This window comes from Stenotrophomonas sp. YJH_SMC_57 (assembly GCF_059369755.1).
In genome coordinates this window covers 69,488-86,926 of the sequence record NZ_JCAFSZ010000012.1, presented here as the reverse complement: position 1 = coordinate 86,926, position 17,439 = coordinate 69,488, and the positions used below count along the sequence as shown (strand labels likewise).

The 17,439-nt window shown below is 66.2% G+C and carries 14 protein-coding genes; 4 read left to right on the top strand and 10 right to left on the bottom strand.

The window, feature by feature from the left end; genetic code table 11:
* Positions 1-31 precede the first annotated feature (31 nt).
* The 8 genes from acnB to AC5P7U_RS16675 all read right to left on the bottom strand — a co-directional run bounded on the left by acnB (position 32) and on the right by AC5P7U_RS16675 (position 8,785).
* Positions 32-2,623: a bifunctional aconitate hydratase 2/2-methylisocitrate dehydratase gene (acnB, locus tag AC5P7U_RS16710; RefSeq protein WP_414555043.1), complete on the bottom strand. Its 2,592-nt coding sequence runs from the start codon at positions 2,621-2,623 to the stop codon at positions 32-34.
* A gap of 40 nt (positions 2,624-2,663) precedes the next feature.
* Positions 2,664-3,062: a type II toxin-antitoxin system VapC family toxin gene (locus AC5P7U_RS16705; protein ID WP_049458027.1), complete on the bottom strand. Its 399-nt coding sequence runs from the start codon at positions 3,060-3,062 to the stop codon at positions 2,664-2,666.
* A 6-nt stretch (positions 3,063-3,068) separates the two neighbouring features.
* Complete coding sequence (locus tag AC5P7U_RS16700) at positions 3,069-3,293, bottom strand: AbrB/MazE/SpoVT family DNA-binding domain-containing protein (RefSeq protein ID WP_006442494.1); 225 nt, start codon at positions 3,291-3,293, stop codon at positions 3,069-3,071.
* Between the two features lie 65 nt (positions 3,294-3,358).
* Complete coding sequence (locus AC5P7U_RS16695) at positions 3,359-4,783, bottom strand: OprO/OprP family phosphate-selective porin (protein ID WP_006442492.1); 1,425 nt, start codon at positions 4,781-4,783, stop codon at positions 3,359-3,361.
* A 134-nt stretch (positions 4,784-4,917) separates the two neighbouring features.
* Positions 4,918-5,694 (bottom strand): ABC transporter permease, encoded by a 777-nt coding sequence (locus tag AC5P7U_RS16690; RefSeq protein WP_006442371.1) that lies wholly within the window; start codon positions 5,692-5,694, stop codon positions 4,918-4,920.
* On the bottom strand, positions 5,678-6,511 hold the full coding sequence (locus tag AC5P7U_RS16685; RefSeq protein WP_006442369.1) for an ABC transporter ATP-binding protein: 834 nt from the start codon (positions 6,509-6,511) through the stop codon (positions 5,678-5,680). The genes AC5P7U_RS16690 and AC5P7U_RS16685 overlap by 17 nt, the downstream gene beginning before the upstream one ends.
* 14 nt (positions 6,512-6,525) lie before the next feature.
* Positions 6,526-7,587, bottom strand: coding sequence for an ABC transporter substrate-binding protein (locus AC5P7U_RS16680; protein ID WP_006442367.1), 1,062 nt, complete (start codon positions 7,585-7,587; stop codon positions 6,526-6,528).
* Positions 7,588-7,663: 76 nt separating this feature from the next.
* Positions 7,664-8,785: a 4-oxalomesaconate tautomerase gene (locus AC5P7U_RS16675; protein WP_197565022.1), complete on the bottom strand. Its 1,122-nt coding sequence runs from the start codon at positions 8,783-8,785 to the stop codon at positions 7,664-7,666.
* A gap of 109 nt (positions 8,786-8,894) precedes the next feature.
* Here AC5P7U_RS16675 and AC5P7U_RS16670 point away from each other — a divergent pair, with 109 nt between their 5' ends.
* Entirely contained in the window at positions 8,895-9,797 is a 903-nt protein-coding gene (locus AC5P7U_RS16670) for a LysR family transcriptional regulator (RefSeq protein WP_049455867.1), read from the top strand.
* Between the two features lie 171 nt (positions 9,798-9,968).
* A complete protein-coding gene (gene acnA, locus AC5P7U_RS16665; RefSeq protein ID WP_197565021.1) occupies positions 9,969-12,722 on the top strand; it encodes an aconitate hydratase AcnA in 2,754 nt (917 codons plus the stop codon).
* Positions 12,723-12,848: 126 nt separating this feature from the next.
* Here the strand turns inward: acnA and AC5P7U_RS16660 are convergent, their stop codons facing one another.
* Entirely contained in the window at positions 12,849-13,292 is a 444-nt protein-coding gene (locus AC5P7U_RS16660) for a hypothetical protein (RefSeq protein ID WP_414555042.1), read from the bottom strand.
* A gap of 267 nt (positions 13,293-13,559) precedes the next feature.
* On the bottom strand, positions 13,560-15,110 hold the full coding sequence (locus AC5P7U_RS16655) for a BCCT family transporter (RefSeq protein WP_006441902.1): 1,551 nt from the start codon (positions 15,108-15,110) through the stop codon (positions 13,560-13,562).
* Between the two features lie 170 nt (positions 15,111-15,280).
* Between AC5P7U_RS16655 and betI the strand changes: the two genes are divergently transcribed.
* Positions 15,281-15,871, top strand: coding sequence for a transcriptional regulator BetI (gene betI, locus AC5P7U_RS16650; RefSeq protein WP_049455864.1), 591 nt, complete (start codon positions 15,281-15,283; stop codon positions 15,869-15,871).
* A gap of 38 nt (positions 15,872-15,909) precedes the next feature.
* A complete protein-coding gene (betB, locus tag AC5P7U_RS16645; protein WP_197564618.1) occupies positions 15,910-17,382 on the top strand; it encodes a betaine-aldehyde dehydrogenase in 1,473 nt (490 codons plus the stop codon).
* The last annotated feature ends 57 nt before the right edge of the window (positions 17,383-17,439 follow it).

The following is a 17,439-nucleotide window of genomic DNA, read 5'->3' as shown; positions in this document are numbered from 1 at the left end:
CGGGGATGCCGGCCAGCGGCCGGCACTACCCTCAGGCAGCGACCGTCTTGGCCACGTCCTGGTATTCCTCGATCTGGTCGAAGTTCATGTAGCGGTAGATCTCCGCGCCGCTGGCGGCGATCACGCCCACATCGGCCATGTACTCTTCCTTGGTCGGGATGCGGCCCAGACGCGAGCAGATCGCGGCCAGTTCGGCCGAACCCAGGTACACGTTGGTGTTGCGGCCCAGGCGGTTCGGGAAGTTGCGGGTCGAGGTCGACATCGCGGTGGAACCTTCACGGATCTGTGCCTGGTTGCCCATGCACAGCGAGCAGCCCGGCATTTCCATGCGTGCGCCGGTGGCGCCGAAGGTGCCGTACACGCCTTCCTTGGTCAGCTCGGAGGCATCCATCTTGGTCGGCGGGGCCACCCACAGGCGGGTCGGCAGGTCACGCTTGCCTTCCAGCAGCTTGGCAGCCGCACGGAAGTGACCGATGTTGGTCATGCACGAACCGATGAACACTTCGTCGATCTTGGCACCGGCCACTTCGGACAGGGTCTTCACGTCGTCCGGGTCGTTCGGGCAGGCCACGATCGGCTCGTGGATGTCGGCCAGGTCGATCTCGATGACGGCGGCGTACTCGGCGTCGGCATCCGGCTCCAGCAGCTCCGGGTTGGCCAGCCACGCTTCCATCTTCTCGATGCGGCGCTGCAGCGAACGCGGATCCTGGTAACCCTCGGCAATCATCCACTTCAGCAGGGTGATGTTGCTGGTCAGGTACTCGATGATCGGTTCCTTGTTCAGGCGCACCGAGCAACCGGCGGCCGAACGTTCGGCCGAGGCGTCGGACAGCTCGAACGCCTGTTCGACCTTCAGCTCCGGCAGGCCTTCGATTTCCAGGATGCGACCGGAGAAGATGTTCTTCTTGCCGGCCTTGGCCACGGTCAGCAGGCCCGACTTGATCGCGTACAGCGGGATCGCGTTGACCAGGTCACGCAGGGTCACGCCCGGCTGCATCTTGCCCTTGAAGCGCACCAGCACCGACTCCGGCATGTCCAGCGGCATCACGCCGGTGGCAGCGGCGAAGGCGACCAGGCCCGAACCGGCCGGGAACGAAATGCCCACCGGGAAACGGGTGTGCGAGTCACCACCGGTACCGACGGTGTCCGGCAGCAGCATGCGGTTGAGCCAGCTGTGGATCACGCCGTCGCCCGGGCGCAGCGAGACGCCGCCACGGGTGGAGATGAACTCCGGCAGGGTGTGGTGGGTCTTCACGTCCACCGGCTTCGGATAGGCGGCGGTGTGGCAGAACGACTGCATCACCAGGTCGGCCGAGAAGCCCAGGCAGGCCAGGTCCTTCAGCTCATCGCGGGTCATCGGGCCGGTGGTGTCCTGCGAGCCGACCGAGGTCATCTTCGGTTCGCAGTAGGTGCCCGGGCGCATGCCCTGGCCTTCCGGCAGGCCACAGGCGCGGCCGACCATCTTCTGTGCCAGCGAGAAGCCCTTGCCGGTGTCGACCGGCTGCACCGGCAGGCGGAACAGGTCGGTCGGGGCCAGGCCCAGCGCTTCGCGCGCCTTGCCGGTCAGGCCGCGGCCGATGATCAGCGGGATGCGGCCACCGGCACGCACTTCGTCGAACAACACTTCGCTCTTGACCTGGAATTCGGCGATCACTTCGCCGTTCTTCAGCGCCTTGCCTTCGTACGGACGCAGCTCGACCACATCGCCGTGCTCCATCTTCGACACGTCCAGCTCGATCGGAAGCGCACCGGCATCTTCCATGGTGTTGTAGAAGATCGGGGCGATCTTCGAACCCAGGCAGACGCCGCCGGCACGCTTGTTCGGGATGAACGGAATGTCATCGCCGGTCCACCACAGCACGCTGTTGGTGGCCGACTTGCGCGAGGAACCGGTACCGACCACGTCACCGACGTAGGCGACCAGGTGGCCCTTGTCCTTCAGCGACAGGATCTGCTGGATCGGACCGCGCTTGCCGTCTTCTTCCGGGGTGAACGGCGCGTCGTCGCGCTTGTTCTTCAGCATCGCCAGCGCGTGCATCGGAATGTCCGGGCGGGTGGTCGCGTCCGGCGCCGGCGACAGGTCGTCGGTGTTGGTCTCGCCCGGCACCTTGAACACAGTGACGGTCAGGCTCTGCGGCACTTCCGGGTTGCCGGTGAACCACTCGGCATCGGCCCAGCTCTGCAGCACGGCCTGGGCGTTGGCGTTGCCCGCCTTGGCCTTTTCCTGCACGTCATGGAAGGCATCGAACACCAGCAGGGTCTTCTTCAGGCCGTTGGCGGCGATGGTGCCGACGCTGGCGTCGTCCAGCAGCTGCACCAGCGGAGCAACGTTGTAACCGCCGAGCATGGTGCCCAGCAGTTCGGTGGCGCGCTCACGGCTGATCAGCGGATTCTGCTCGCTGCCCAGCGCGATCGCCGCCAGGTACGAGGCTTTGACTTTGGCAGCGTCATCAACGCCGGCCGGCACGCGGTGGGTCAGCAGGTCGAGCAGGAACTCGGCCTCGCCCTGCGGCGGGTCCTTCAGCAGTTCGATGACATCGGCCGTCTGCTGCGCGCTCAGCGGCAGCGGCGGGATGCCAAGCGCAGCGCGCTCGGCGACGTGGTGGCGGTAGGCTTCCAACATGACAACTCCCGGGTAATGCGTAGGTTGAAAAAAAATGGGCTCAGGCTTGCGGCACGATCAGCTTCAGGCCCTTGAAGTAGTCGCGGTAAAACGTATCGTTCCAGGTGATCAGGCCGTCGCACTGCAGCAGTGCGTGGGCGCCGACCATGAATTCGTCCAGGCTGCGGCGGCTGCCGCTGCGCTGGCGGTGGCGGCGGTGCATCTCGCCGGCGCGCAGTGCCGATTTGGCCTCCAGCGCATTGAAGTGCACGCCCATTTCTTCCAGCGCTTCGAGCACCTCGGCACCGCCGCGCAGCGAGGCGCAGACCTCGGCCAGGGTCGCGCCGCAGACCACCACGCGGCCGCCAACCAGGCTCTGGCGCAGGATGGCTTCCACCGCATCGGCCTGCGGGCCATTGCTGAGCAGTTCGACCAGCACCGGGGAATCGACGGCGATCATCACGGCTTATTCCTCGTCGCGCACCGAGCGCACGGCCGCTTCAGCCGAATCGAAGCCATCGAGCGCGAACTTGCCGCGCGCCCGTGAAATGGCATCGTCAACACTCTTGCGCAGGATGATGCGGCTGCCATCCAGCTCGACCTTCAGCAGCGTGCCCTTGGTCAGGCCGAGGGCATCACGCACCGCCTTGGGCAGGGTGATCTGCCCGCGTTCTGCAACAGTGGCTTCCATCGGTAGGCCCTCTTCGGTATGCACGAATTATACATACCGAAGGGGCCATACCGCCAGCCACGTACTTAGAACGCCACCTGCAGCCGGGTATTGAAGGTGGTGCCCTCGTCCCGGCCCTGCCCGCTACCACTGCGGTTGGTGGCCTGCCAGCGGATTGCCTCGAACATCACCCGGCTGTAGTCGTTCAGGTACCAGTTCGCTCCCACCGTCCACGCGTGGCCGGTGCCGCCGGTGGGAAGTTCGGCGTAGTCCACGTTCTCATAGCGCGCCTTCAGTTCCCATGCCCCGGCGCCGCCGTCGGTCACGGGGTCGGCCACCTTCACCTTGCCCCAGGTGCCGGCCTTGCCTGAATAGGCAGGAAGCGCGCCCACCAGGAACCAGCCCGCCGATATCGCCCAGGCCTGGTGGTCCAGGTCGTAGCGGCCGCTGGCGTCGACCCCGCGCAGGTTGCGCGTGCCCCATTCACCGGTGGCCCACGCCGGGCCGAAGAACCCGGCCGCTTCCAGGCCATAGGCCGTGCTGCGCTCAGCACCCGTCAGGGCGCCCGGGGCGATCTTCACCAGATCGTTGAAGTGCCCGGCGATGGCCGAGCTGCGCAGCACGCCGCTGGCACCGGCGGCGATCTCCTCATGGAAGGCCCAGGCCCCCAGGTGCACGGTGGCGGCCTTGCCGGCCACCGGGTTCCAGTGCACACGCGTGGCCCAGGTCTGGCTGTCGTTGTCGTTGCCGGCGTTGTTCAGATCGTTGCCTGCCACCGACAGGCTGGCGTGCCAACGCTTGCCGTACACGCGCTCGGTCAGGCCGACGCCGAACAGGCCGCGCTGCGGCAGCATCAGCGTGCCGACCACGTTGCGGTCCGGGAACGGCGTGTTGGAGGTGCTGCTGGAACCGTCGATGCCGCGGTCGTTCAGCCGGTTGCCCACGGTCAGGTCGGCCGGCAGGCCGAACAGGCGGTGGTCCACGGTCGCGTAGACCGATTTCCAGGCCACGGCATTGTCGGCGAAGTCGCCCTCCACCGCCCAGCCGAGGATGCCGTAGCGACCCTCGGCTCCCAGGCGCACCGAGCGGATCTCGGTGCCGGAGATGTTGCGCTCGGCCACCGACGAGCCGTCGGTGCTGGAGCCATCGACAAACAGGCGGCCGCGCGGGCGGAATGCCACCTTGCCATCGGCGCTGCCGAATTCCGGCGCGCCCTTCGACCAGGACACCTTGGGCGACTTGGACTGGCTCGACTCCAGCGCGGCGACCCGACTTTCCAGCGCGGGCGCCGGTGCCACAGGCGGGGTTGGGACGGCGCCCTGCCCGCCTTCGACGGCACGCAGGCGCGCTTCGAGCTGCTGGATCTGCAGCGCCTGCTGCTGCACCAGCGCCGACAGTTCGGCCTGGCTCAGCGGAGCCGGGGCGGACTGTGCCCCGGCATGGCCGCTGGCCAACAGCAGGCCAAGCGCGACCGACAGCGCTGCGCGGGGCAGCACGGTGTGCGTGTTCATGGGTTCTCTCTCCGGCCAGCCGGCCCCCTGGCCTGGCGCTGGCCTGTTGCGGTGGTGCGGGGGAAGATCGGGGGAGGCAGCGCGCGCCGCCGGTTCGGCCCGGCGGCGCGGCATGCGGGCTCAGCGCAGCGCGGTCAGCTGGTGGCCTGTGCCTGGGCGTTGGGACGCCAGGTGATCAGCTTGTTCTCGACCACGTCGAGTAGGGCATCGATGACCAGCACGAAGGCGGCCAGGATGATGATGCCGGCAAATACACCTACCGCATTGAAGTTGCCCTCGGCCTGCGCGATCAGGTAGCCCAGGCCTGCAGACGCACCCAGGTATTCGCCGATGATGGCGCCGACCACGGCAAAGCCCACTGACGTGCGCAGCGAAGACAGGATCCAACTGGCGGCCGCGGGGAAGTACACGTGGCGCAGCAGATCACTGCGGCCCGCACCGAGGATGCGCGCGTTGGCCAGCACCACAGGGTTCACTTCACGGACGCCCTGCATGGCGTTGAAGAACGTGGTGAAGAACACCAGGGTCACCGCCAGGGCCACCTTCGACCACAGACCCAGGCCCAGCCAGAGCACGAAGATCGGTGCCAGCACCACGCGCGGGATCGCGTTGAAGCCTTTGATGAAGGGATCCAGGATGCGCGCCGAGCGACGGCTCAGGCCGAGCCAGACACCGCCCGCCACGCCCAGGCCGGTACCGATCAGGTAGCCCAGCGCGGTTTCGGTCAGGGTGATGTACACGTGCTGGTAGAACGAGGTATCGGACAGCCAGGTCCAGGCCTGCTGCACGATCGCCGTCGGTGAGGGGAAGAAAAACGGATCGATCACGCCCAGCGCGATGCCGCCTTCCCAGCCGCCGAACACGGCAATGACCAGAGCCAGCTGGATGATCTTGTCAGTCTTGGCGTGCATAGCTCTTCTCCACTTCGCCGCGCAGGCAGGCCCAGATGTCGCGGTACAGGTCGGTGAAACGTTCGTCCAGCTTGATTTCGGCAACATTGCGCGGCCGTTCCAGGTCCACATCGAAGCTGCGCACGACGCGGCTGGCCGGGCCGGAAGACAGCACCACCACGCGGTCACCCAGGGCGATGGCTTCTTCCAGGTCGTGGGTGATCAGGATCACCGAGCGGCGATCCTCCTGCCACAGGCGCAACAGCTCGTTCTGCATCAGGTGGCGGGTGTGGATGTCCAGCGCCGAGAACGGCTCGTCCATCAGGATCACCTTCGGTTCGACGATCAGCGCCTGCGCCATCTGCACGCGCTTGCGCTGGCCACCGGACAACTGATGCGGATAGCGGTGCTCGAAGCCGGCCAGGCCGACCTTGGCCAGCCACGCATTGGCCTTGGCCTTGCGCTCGGCCTCGGGCACGCCGCGGAAGCGCAGGCCCAGCTCGACGTTCTGGTAGGCGGTCTTCCACGGCAGCAGCGCATCCTGCTGGAACAGGTAGCCGACCGACTCCTGCACGCCGCTGACCGCGCGGCCGTCGATGGCCACTTCGCCGGACGAAGGCTTGAGCAGCCCCGCCACGGAATTGAGGATGGTGCTCTTGCCGCAGCCGGTGGGGCCGACGATGGCGAGGAACTCGCCGTCGCCCACCTGGATATCGACATCACGCACGGCGGTGAACTCGCCGAAGGACATGGTCACCTTGTTGATGGCGACCATGGTCTGTGCAGGCTCCAGCTGCGGCGCGCCGTTGAGCTGGCGCACGGTGGCATTGAGGGCCATGGGGTTACCTCCGCTTACGGTTGGGCAGCCGGCGCCGCAGCGTGGGCACGCTCGACGAAGGCATTGGTGTAGGTCCTGGACAGATCGATGTCGGCGTTGGCGACATCCTTGTTGAACTCGCGCAGCACCTTCAGCGGCGTTTCCAGATCGGCCGCGGTGAAGTGGCCATCGGTGGTGAAGATCGCGCGGGCGTTCTCCACGGCACGAGCGTAGGTAGCGCGGTCACCGGAGACGTAGCTGTCCGGCAGCGCGGCGACGATGTCCTCGGCGCTGTTGTCGGCGATGAACTTCAGGGCCATCTGCTCGGCGCGGGCGATCTTCTCGGCCGCCTGCGGGCGCTGTTCCAGGAAGCTGCGGTTGGCGTACATCACCGAGGTCGGGTAGAGCCCGCCATAGACCTGGCGTGCGCCCTCGTCACTGCGTGCATCAATGATGATCTTTCCGACCTTGCGCTCGGTGATCAGGGTGGCGGCCGGGTCGTAGTTCACCAGCAGGTCGATCTTGCCCTGTTCCAGTGCAGCCACCGCTGCCGCACCCGAGCCGACGCCGATCAGCGAGATGCTGTCCACCGGTATGTCATGCTGGGCCAGGAAGTGGCGAACGAAGAAGTCAGACGAGGAGCCCGGCGCGGTGATGCCGACCTTCTGGCCCTTGATCGTCTCCGGGCGGGCCGGGTCGAAGGTCGCGTCATCGCGGCCAGCCATTACCAGCCCGGAATTGCGCGACAGCAGCACGAAACCCACCACGTCCTTGTGCTTGGCCTGCATCTGGATGGTGTGGTCATAGAATCCCACCGCCACGTCGGTGGAGTTGGCCACCAGCGCCTGCAGCACCTTCGAGCCGCCCTGAGCGAAGTTCTCCGTCTTCACCTCGAGGCCGACATCCTTGAAGTAGCCCTTGGAATCGGCAATGAAGAACGGCAGGTTGTTGAGGTTGTACGACCCCACGCTGATCCGCACCGGCGCGCTATCGCCGCCACCGACCGCGGCGCCCTGTGCATCGGCTCCCTGCTTGCTGCACCCGGCCATGGCCAGGCCTGCCGCGCACAGCGCGGCCATGAACATCTGCTTGTACATCATCCCTCCCAGGAGTGAAGCATCTACGTTGTGGTGGCCGTCCACGCGCGGCCGCGCGGGCCCGACCGGTTTCAGGTCATGCCGCTGAAGTCCATTGGCGGTCTTGGGTGGAACAGATCTCGGCGGTTGCCGGCGAAGTCGCGAACACGCGGCCTTCGAACAGGCGGCGGGCGGTACGGACCACGCTGGCAACCACCGGCGCATCGTCCGAGCTTCGGCTGAGGCCCACGTCCAGGACCCCGCTCGGATGTTCGAGGGTAATGCTGCCGGGCAGGCCCAGGCATCCGACGAAAGTGTTGGCCAGCGTGCCCGGCGTGACCGCGGCCGTGGCCAGACCAACCCCACCAGTGATTGCCAGCGCGGTATGGCACTGGTGCGGCATGAAGTAGCGCACCTGCAAATGGCCGCCGTGCTGCGGTGCAGAAAGCAGCACTGGCTTGGGAATGACCTTGTTGCCGGCATCGGCGATGCCCATGCGGGCGCCGGCTTCGATGCGCAGCGCTTCAAGACGGGCAAGCAGGCTCGCATCCGCATTCAGTTCGGCCGGTGAGGCATCGCCGCGCACGCCCAGATCCTCGGCGCGCACCAGCATCATCGGCATCGCACAGTCGATCAGGCTTACCGCCACGCCGTCGATGGTTTCCTGGGCATGCCCGCTGGGGAGCAGTTTGCCGGTACGGGCGCCGGCCGCATCCAGGAAGGACAGCCGCACCGGCGAGGCCGAGCCGGGCGCGCCAGCGATCCGCGTATCACCGCGGTAGACCACCTCACCACCCGGCGTTTCCACCGTGGCCACGATCAGCTTGCCGGTATTGACGTTGAAGACGCGCACCCGGGTCTGCGGGTCCTGTGCCTGCACCAGCCCGCGCTCGATGGCGTAGGGCCCGACGGCCGCCAGCATGTTGCCGCAGTTCGGCGAGGTATCCACCACCTGCTGCTCCACCCGCACCTGGGCGAACAGATAGTCCACGTCGGCGTCGGCGCGGCTGGAGTGGTCGATGATCGCCACCTTGCTGGTCAGCGCGTTGCCCCCGCCGATGCCGTCGATCTGCAGCGGGTGGCCCGACCCCATCACTTCAAGCAGCAGGCGATCGCGCTGAGCAGTGTCCGCCGGCAGGTCGGATGCCAGGAAGAAGGGGCCTTTGGAGGTGCCACCGCGCATGAGTACGCAGGGAATGCTGAGCAGATCATTGGACATACGTGTGCTAGATTGATGCGTATAGGGGATGAATACCCCCTCTGTAATTCGATACTGGCATGACGCCAATTGATCTGTGAATTGCTGATTTTTGGATGATTGATACGCCATGAGCATCAATTGCGAGATTCTGGATCTTCGCGCGTTCCTCCTGGTTGCTGAGACACGCAGCTTCCATCGCGCCGCGGAAAGCCTGCACGTATCGCAGCCCGCGCTCAGCCGCCGCATCCAGAAACTGGAACAGGCCGTCGGCTCACCGCTGCTGGAGCGCACCACGCGCAGCGTCAGCACCACCGCCGTGGGTGAGAACCTGTTGCCATTGGTGCGGCGCATGCTGGAGGAATTCGACGGCTCGCTGTTTTCACTGCGCGGGCGCGAAGACACCCGCGGCGCCACGGTGACCATCGCCTGCCTGCCGACGGCGGCGTTCTACTTCCTGCCCAGCGTGATGGCGCGCTTCCACGAGGCGCACCCGAACGTGCGCTTCCGCATCCTGGATATCCCGGCCACCGAAGGGCTGCAGGCGGTGGAACGTGGCGAAGTGGAATTCGGCATCAACTTCATGGGTGCCAACGATCCCAACCTTGATTTCGACGTGCTGGCCGAAGATCCGTTCGTGCTGGCCTGCCGCCGCGACCATCCACTGGCCCGCAAGCGCAAGGTCGAATGGGCCGATCTGGCCCAGCACCAGCTGATCACCGTGCATCGCACCAGCGGCAACCGCACCCTGCTCGACGGTGCGCTGGCACGCGAGAACCTGAAACTGAGCTGGCACTACGAGGTGACCCACCTGTCCACCTCGCTGGGCATGGTCGAAGCCGGCATCGGTGTCTCGGTGCTGCCGAAGATGGCCACCCCCGATGGCGACCACCCGATCCTGGTGACCCGCCCGATCGGCAACCCGGTGGTGTCGCGCACCATCGGCATCGTGCGCCGTCGCGGCGCCCTGCTCTCACCCACCGCCGAGCGCTTCCTGCAGATGCTGATGAGCCAGTGGCGCGGCAAACCGTGACATCGGCACTACATACAGCCATGTAACCTTGCGTCCTGCGCCAAGGGCGTTCTGGCCCCTCCCCGCTCGGCCATACTGGTGGGGATCCGGCGGCCGGAACGCCATCGGCAAACGCAAGCAGGCCTGCCACGGCGGGCCAGTGCAAGCCATCCGCAAGAGGAGTCACCCCGCATGAGCGATTCGTTCTCCACCCGCAGCCAGCTGGACGTCGGCGGCAAGACCTACGACTACTTCAGCCTTCCCAAGCTCGGCCAGCGCTTCGATATCTCCCACCTGCCCTACTCGATGAAGATCCTGCTGGAGAATCTGCTCCGGCACGAGGACGGCGGCGCCACCGTCGGCCCCGACCACATCGAAGCAGTGGCACGCTGGCAGCCCAGCGCCGAACCGGACACCGAAATAGCCTTCATGCCGGCGCGCGTGGTCCTGCAGGACTTCACCGGCGTGCCCTGCGTGGTCGACCTGGCCGCGATGCGCGATGCGGTGGTCAAGCTTGGCGGCTCGCCCGAGCAGATCAACCCGCAGATTCCCTCCGAACTGGTCATCGACCACTCGGTGCAGGTCGATGTGTTCGGCAAGCCCGAGGCGCTGGACCTCAACGGCAAGATCGAGTTCCAGCGCAACCAGGAACGCTACGGCTTCCTGCGCTGGGGCCAGAAGGCCTTCGACAACTTCAAGGTGGTGCCACCCAATACCGGCATCGTCCACCAGGTGAACCTGGAAAACCTGGCCCGCGTGGTGATGACCGCCGATAAGGAAGGCACGGCCATCGCTTATCCGGACACCGTATTCGGCACCGACAGCCACACCACGATGATCAATGGCATCGGCGTGCTCGGCTGGGGCGTGGGCGGCATCGAAGCGGAGGCGGCCATGCTCGGCCAGCCGTCGTCGATGCTGATCCCGCAGGTGGTGGGCTTCAAGCTGACCGGCAAGCTACCCGAGGGCGCCACCGCCACCGACCTGGTGCTGACCGTCACCCAGATGCTGCGCAAGCTGGGCGTGGTCGGCAAGTTCGTCGAGTTCTACGGTGACGGCCTGCAGCACCTGCCGCTGGCCGACCGCGCCACCATCGGCAACATGGCCCCGGAATACGGCGCCACCTGCGGCATTTTCCCGATCGACGCCGAATCACTGAACTACCTGCGCCTGTCCGGCCGCAGCGAAGAGCAGATCAACCTGGTCGAGGCCTACGCCAAGGCGCAGGGCCTGTGGCACGAGCCGGGCAGCCCGCATGCCCAGTACAGCACCACCCTGGAACTGGACATGGGCACGGTGAAGCCGTCGCTGGCCGGCCCGAAGCGCCCGCAGGACCGCGTGCTGCTGGAAGACGTGCAGAAGAACTACCGCGAAGCGCTGGTGGGCATGACCGCCAACCGCGACAAGCGCAGCGAGGATGTGTCCTCCTTCGTCAATGAAGGCGGCGGTGCGGCGGTCGGCAACGAGCAGCTGGCCAAGGGCTTCGCCGACATCGAGATCGAGAACCGCAAGGTACGGCTGAAGGACGGCGCAGTGGTCATCGCCGCCATCACCTCGTGCACCAACACCTCCAACCCGGCGGTGATGATCGGCGCCGGCCTGCTGGCGCGCAACGCGGCGGCCAAGGGCCTGAACCGCCAGCCCTGGGTGAAGACCTCGCTCGGCCCAGGCTCGCGCGTGGTCACCGACTACCTGGAAAAGGCCGGCGTGCTGAAGGAGCTGGAGAAGATCGGCTTCTACGTGGTCGGCTACGGCTGCACCACCTGCATCGGCAACTCCGGCCCGCTGCCGACCGAAGTCAGCGCCGGCATCGCCGCCGGCGATCTGGTGGTCACCTCGGTGCTGTCGGGCAACCGCAACTTCGAGGGCCGCGTGCATCCCGAAGTGAAGATGAACTACCTGGCCAGCCCGCCGCTGGTGGTGGCCTACGCCATCGCCGGCACCACCGACATCGACCTGACCACCCAGCCGCTGGGTACCGGCAGCGATGGCCAGCCGGTGTTCCTGCGCGACATCTGGCCGAGCAACAAGGAAATCGGCGACGTCATCGCCGCCACCATCGGCCCGGAGATGTTCAAGCAGAACTATGCCGATGTGTTCAAGGGTGACACCCGCTGGAACACCATCGCCTCGCCGGACGGCAACCTGTACGAGTGGAGCGATGCCTCCACCTACATCAAGAACCCGCCGTACTTCGATGGCATGACCATGCAGACCGGCAGCATCGACGACGTGCACGGCGCACGCGTGATGGGCCTGTTCGGCGACTCGATCACCACCGACCACATCTCCCCGGCCGGCAACATCAAGAAGGACTCGCCGGCAGGCCGCTTCCTGCAGGAACGCGGCGTGCAGCCGGCCGACTTCAACAGCTACGGCAGCCGCCGCGGCAACGATGACGTGATGGTCCGCGGCACCTTCGCCAACATCCGCATCAAGAACCTGATGTTCGGTGGCGAGGAAGGTGGCAACACCCTGTACTACCCGGCCGGCGGTGGCCAGCCGGAGAAGCTGGCGATCTACGATGCGGCCATGAAGTACAAGGCCGACAAGGTGCCGCTGGTGGTGCTGGCCGGCAAGGAATACGGCACCGGTTCATCGCGCGACTGGGCCGCCAAGGGCACCCTGCTGCTGGGGGTGAAAGCGGTCATCGCCGAGAGCTTCGAGCGCATCCACCGCTCCAACCTGGTCGGCATGGGCGTGCTGCCGCTGCAGTTCCGCAATGGCGAGAACGCGCAGAGCCTGGGCCTGGACGGCTCGGAAATGATCGACATCACCGGCCTGCAGGACGGTGCCAGCAAGCGTGCCACGGTCACCGCCACCAAGGCTGATGGCACGAAGAAGACCTTTGAGGTTTCGGTGATGCTGCTGACCCCGAAGGAGGTCGAATACTTCCGTCATGGTGGCCTGCTGCAGTACGTGCTGCGCCAGCTGGCCAGCAAGTAACGCTCCGCTCCCGGTAGCGTCGGCTGCTGGTCGACGACCCGGCAAAAGGGCCGGATCCTCACGGATCCGGCCCTTTTCGTCTGCACACGGTCCCACTCGCATCAGGTCACGCGTCAACCCCACAGATCAGGGCCGCACGCCGAACAGGTGCCACGACGTTTTCACTGCGGGGCCCGTGGTGTCCAGCGACCACAGGCCTTCCTCCCACTCAAGATGCCCATCCGGCGCATCCTCGTTGAACACTGTCACCGACATCTCACCGGCGGGATGCGGCGTATCCTCGATGCGATAGCACACCGCACCGGCGTTTCCCTGGTAGACGTTGGAGAGGAAGCCCGGCGGGCAGCGCACATCCAGCACCCGGTAGCCGCTGCTCTCCTCGCTGGCATGGACATTGGTGTGGATCGAATAGGTCACCAGCCCACCCGGATGTGGTGCCAGCTGCAGGTTCAGTTCTGCCGTTTCACCCAGCGCGATCACCGGGAAATTCAATTGCACCATCGCGCCCGGCACCGCATGGGCACTCATCGAAAGCGAGACCATCAACGCACAGCTCAGGATTCGGACCATTGCTCAACTCCGGAAATGGATCGTTGAACGATGATTACCGCGAACGGCCCTGCCTGTCTTTCAGAGTGCTACGAAATTCCATGCGGCCGGGTGCCTCCAGCTGTCCAGCAGCTGGCGCTTCACCCTGGGTAGCGTCGACTGCTGGTCGGCCATCCGACAAAAAGGGCCGGGTCCTCGCGGATCCGGCCCCTCTGGTTTCTTCGCAGCCAGGCATGGCCTGGCGCTACTGCGTCACCGGCAACGTCGGGATGCGTGCCAGATGCCCGGTCACCGGCGCGGTGCGTCCGGGTCGGTGCGCAGCGCCTTCAGCAGGCCCCACATGTAGAACGCCAGGGTGAACGAGAACGGCAGGCCGCACAGCACCACCGCCGTCTGCATCGCACTGAAGTTGCCGGCCAGCAGCAGGCCGACACTGGCCACGGTGATGCCGGCCGCCCAGAACACGCGCAGCCAGATCGGCGCGTCGTGGCCATCTTCCACGCCATCGTCGACGCGACGGGTGCACAGGTTGGCGATCATCAGCGTGCCCGAATCGACCGGGGTCAGGAACAGCACGAAGCCGATCACCACCGCGGCACCGGCCACGTAAGGCGCGGCAGGCAGGTATTCCAGCAGCTTGAACAGCGTCATCGCCGCATCGTGCTGGGCCACCTCGCCCAGCACCGCCTGGCCGTGGTTGAGCACCAGGTCGATGGCGGTATTGCCGAAGATCGACAGCCACGCCAGGGTGAAGCCGAGCGGGATCAGCAGCACGCCCATGATCACTTCGCGGATGGTGCGGCCACGCGAGATGCGCGCCACGAAAAGGCCCACGAACGGTGCCCAGGCGATCCACCACGCCCAGTAGAACAGCGTCCACGAGCCCATCCATTCACGACCCTTCGGGTCGTTGAGGTACATGTCGAAGCTCTTGCGCACGAACGCGCCCAGATAGTCGCCGGTGTTCTGGATCAGGCCGTCGAACAGGTGCAGGGTCGGGCCGGTGACCAGCACGAACAGCAGCAGGCCGCACAGCAGGCGCACGTTGAGGTTGGACAGCCAGGCGATGCCCTTCTCCACACCCGCCACCACGCCGATGGTGGCCACCACCATCATCACCAGCACGATCGCCACCAGCACCTGCGGCGTGTCCGGAATGTGGAACAGGTAGACCAGGCCGGACTGCACCACCAGCGCGCCGATGCCGAGGTTGGTCACCATCGAGATCAGCGTGGCAAGGATGCCGAAACCATCGACCATGTCGCCGATGCGGCCATGGATGCGCTCACCGAAGATCGGGTACAGCGCCGAGCGCAGCGCCAGCGGCAGGTCACGGCGGTAGGCGAAATAGCCCAGCGCCACGCCCACCAGCGCGTACAGCGCCCAGCCGTGCAGGCCCCAGTGCAGGAAGGTCAGCACCATCGCCTCGCGACCGGCGGCCACGGTACCGCCGGGCTGGCCGGGCGGATTGAGGAAGTGATCCAGCGGCTCGTAGGCGCCGTAGTACAGCAGCGCGATGCCGATGCCGGCCGAGAACAGCATCGACACCCAGGGCACGTAGCCGAAGGCCGGCGATTCCTCGTTGTGGCCCAGGCGGATGCGGCCATACGGCGAGAACGCCAGCCACAGCACGAAGCCCAGGCACAGCACGATCAGCAGCATGTACCACCAGCCGAACGCCGCCGACACCTCGGCCTGCGCCCATTGCAGCCAGTGCTCGCTGCCTTCGGGATAGAGAACGGTGAGCAGCCCGAGGATGCCGATCGACACCGAGGAACTGAAGAACACAAAACGGTTCAAGCGCAGGGGCGAACGCTTGGGATGAGCCAGGGAAGACATGGGGTCGTCTCATCAAGTCCGAGGGAGCACATGGGCGGGGCCGGACCGGTAAACCGGGCCCATGGCGTGGGGCGCGAGCGCATCCTAGGGTTTATTGATTGAACGTTCAATCAATAAAAAGCATAATGGCGGGCAGCCCGATCCTTCGGGTCGCAATCCGTGGAGAGACAATGCCGAAGAAAGGCGTGGAACCGGTACGGCGCGAACAGCTGATCCGGGCCACTTTCCAGACCATCGACGAGATCGGCATGGCCGATGCAACCGTCGCCACCATCGCGAAGAAGGCAGGGCTGTCCAGCGGCATCGTCGCCCACTACTTCGGCGACAAGGACGGCCTGCTCAATGCTGCAATGCGGCAGATCCTGCGCGAACTGAAGGACGCCGTTGCGCGCTACCGCGCCGATGTCGGCGATGACCCGCGCGACCAGCTGCGCGCCATCGTCGATGGCAACTTCGATGACAGCCAGATCAACGGCACCGCCATGCGCGTCTGGCTCACCTTCTGGGCCGCGAGCATGCACCAGCCGGAACTGGCCCGGCTGCAGCGCGCCAACGACCAGCGCCTGTTCTCCAACCTGTGCCACCAGTTCAACCGCCTGCTGCCCCACCCGCAGGCCCGCCTGGCCGCCCGCGGCCTGGCCGCGATGATCGACGGCCTGTGGCTGCGCGGCAGCCTGGTCGGCGGCCAGTTCAATGCCGAGAAGTCCCGGCGCATCGCTTACGGCTACATCGACTTCCAGTTGCAGGCTGTCGCGCTATAAGCGCTTCAGCACCCGCCCCCTTCCAAGGAGTACGCCCCATGACCACCCTGCCCGTCCAACAGCTGTACATCCACGGCCAGCGCGTCGATGCCACCAGCGGCAAGACCTTCAAGTCGGTGAATCCGGCCACCGGTGAGGTGATCGCCGAAGTGCAGGTCGCCAGCCAGGCCGACGTCGAGCGCGCCGTGCAGAGCGCGGCCGAAGGCCAGAAGGTGTGGGCCGCGATGACCGCGATGGAGCGTTCGCGCGTCCTGCGCCGTGCGGTCGAGATCCTGCGCGAGCGCAATGATGAGCTGGCCCACCTGGAAACCCTGGACACCGGCAAGGCGCTGGCCGAGACCACCACCGTGGACATCGTCACCGGTGCCGACGTGGTCGAGTACTACGCCGGCCTGGCCACCGCCATCGAAGGCATCCAGCTGCCGCTGCGCGAATCGAGCTTCTTCTACACCCGCCGCGAGCCGCTGGGCGTGGTCGCCGGCATCGGCGCGTGGAACTACCCGATCCAGATCGCCATGTGGAAGTCGGCCCCGGCCCTGGCCGCCGGCAACGCGATGGTGTTCAAGCCGTCCGAAGTGACCCCGCTGACCGCGATCCGGCTGGCCGAGATCTACACCGAAGCCGGCGTGCCGGCCGGCGTGTTCAACGTCGTGCAGGGCCCGGGCCGCGAGATCGGCCAGTGGCTGACCGAGCACCCGGTGATCGAGAAGATCTCCTTCACCGGCGGCGTCGCCACCGGCAAGAAGGTGATGGCCAGTGCCGCCTCCTCGTCGCTGAAGGAAGTGACCATGGAGCTGGGCGGCAAGTCGCCGCTGGTGATCTGCGATGACGCCGACCTCGACCGCGCCGCCGACATCGCGGTGATGGCCAACTTCTTCAGCTCCGGCCAGGTCTGCACCAACGGTACCCGCGTGTTCGTACCGCGCAGCATGCTGGCCGCGTTCGAAGCCGCCGTTGTCGAGCGCGTCAAGCGCATCCGCATCGGCGACCCGATGGCCGCCGGGACCAACTTCGGCCCGCTGACCAGCTTCCCGCACATGGAAAACGTGCTGCGCTACATCGAAAGCGGCAAGGCCGAAGGCGCCCGCCTGCTGACCGGCGGTGGCCGTGCCACCGAAGGTGCGCTGGCCAACGGTGCCTACGTGCTGCCGACCGTGTTCTCCGACTGCCGCGATGACATGACGATCGTCCGTGAAGAGATCTTCGGGCCGGTGATGAGCATCCTCGCCTACGACGACGAAGACGAAGTGGTGCGCCGTGCCAACGACACCACCTTCGGCCTCGCCGCCGGCGTGGTCAGCAAGGACGTCAGTCGCGCCCACCGCATCATCCACCGCCTGGAAGCCGGCATCTGCTGGATCAACACCTGGGGTGAATCGCCGGCCGAAATGCCGGTCGGCGGCTACAAGGAATCCGGCGTCGGCCGCGAGAACGGTATCTCCACCCTCGGCCACTACACCCGCATCAAGTCGGTGCAGGTCGAGCTGGGCGACTACGCCAGCGTGTTCTGACCGGCGCGCCCTGAGCGCGCCCCATCGTCCGGCCACCGTGCCGATCCGACATTCCGC

Coding starts and splice junctions, on each gene's coding strand:
- acnB (WP_414555043.1), bottom strand. CDS start 2,623: ATGTTGGAAGCCTACCGCCACCACGTCGCCGAGCGCGCTGCGCTTGGC.
- AC5P7U_RS16705 (WP_049458027.1), bottom strand. CDS start 3,062: ATGATCGCCGTCGATTCCCCGGTGCTGGTCGAACTGCTCAGCAATGGC.
- AC5P7U_RS16700 (WP_006442494.1), bottom strand. CDS start 3,293: ATGGAAGCCACTGTTGCAGAACGCGGGCAGATCACCCTGCCCAAGGCG.
- AC5P7U_RS16695 (WP_006442492.1), bottom strand. CDS start 4,783: ATGAACACGCACACCGTGCTGCCCCGCGCAGCGCTGTCGGTCGCGCTT.
- AC5P7U_RS16690 (WP_006442371.1), bottom strand. CDS start 5,694: ATGCACGCCAAGACTGACAAGATCATCCAGCTGGCTCTGGTCATTGCC.
- AC5P7U_RS16685 (WP_006442369.1), bottom strand. CDS start 6,511: ATGGCCCTCAATGCCACCGTGCGCCAGCTCAACGGCGCGCCGCAGCTG.
- AC5P7U_RS16680 (WP_006442367.1), bottom strand. CDS start 7,587: ATGTACAAGCAGATGTTCATGGCCGCGCTGTGCGCGGCAGGCCTGGCC.
- AC5P7U_RS16675 (WP_197565022.1), bottom strand. CDS start 8,785: ATGTCCAATGATCTGCTCAGCATTCCCTGCGTACTCATGCGCGGTGGC.
- AC5P7U_RS16670 (WP_049455867.1), top strand. CDS start 8,895: ATGAGCATCAATTGCGAGATTCTGGATCTTCGCGCGTTCCTCCTGGTT.
- acnA (WP_197565021.1), top strand. CDS start 9,969: ATGAGCGATTCGTTCTCCACCCGCAGCCAGCTGGACGTCGGCGGCAAG.
- AC5P7U_RS16660 (WP_414555042.1), bottom strand. CDS start 13,292: ATGGTCCGAATCCTGAGCTGTGCGTTGATGGTCTCGCTTTCGATGAGT.
- AC5P7U_RS16655 (WP_006441902.1), bottom strand. CDS start 15,110: ATGTCTTCCCTGGCTCATCCCAAGCGTTCGCCCCTGCGCTTGAACCGT.
- betI (WP_049455864.1), top strand. CDS start 15,281: ATGCCGAAGAAAGGCGTGGAACCGGTACGGCGCGAACAGCTGATCCGG.
- betB (WP_197564618.1), top strand. CDS start 15,910: ATGACCACCCTGCCCGTCCAACAGCTGTACATCCACGGCCAGCGCGTC.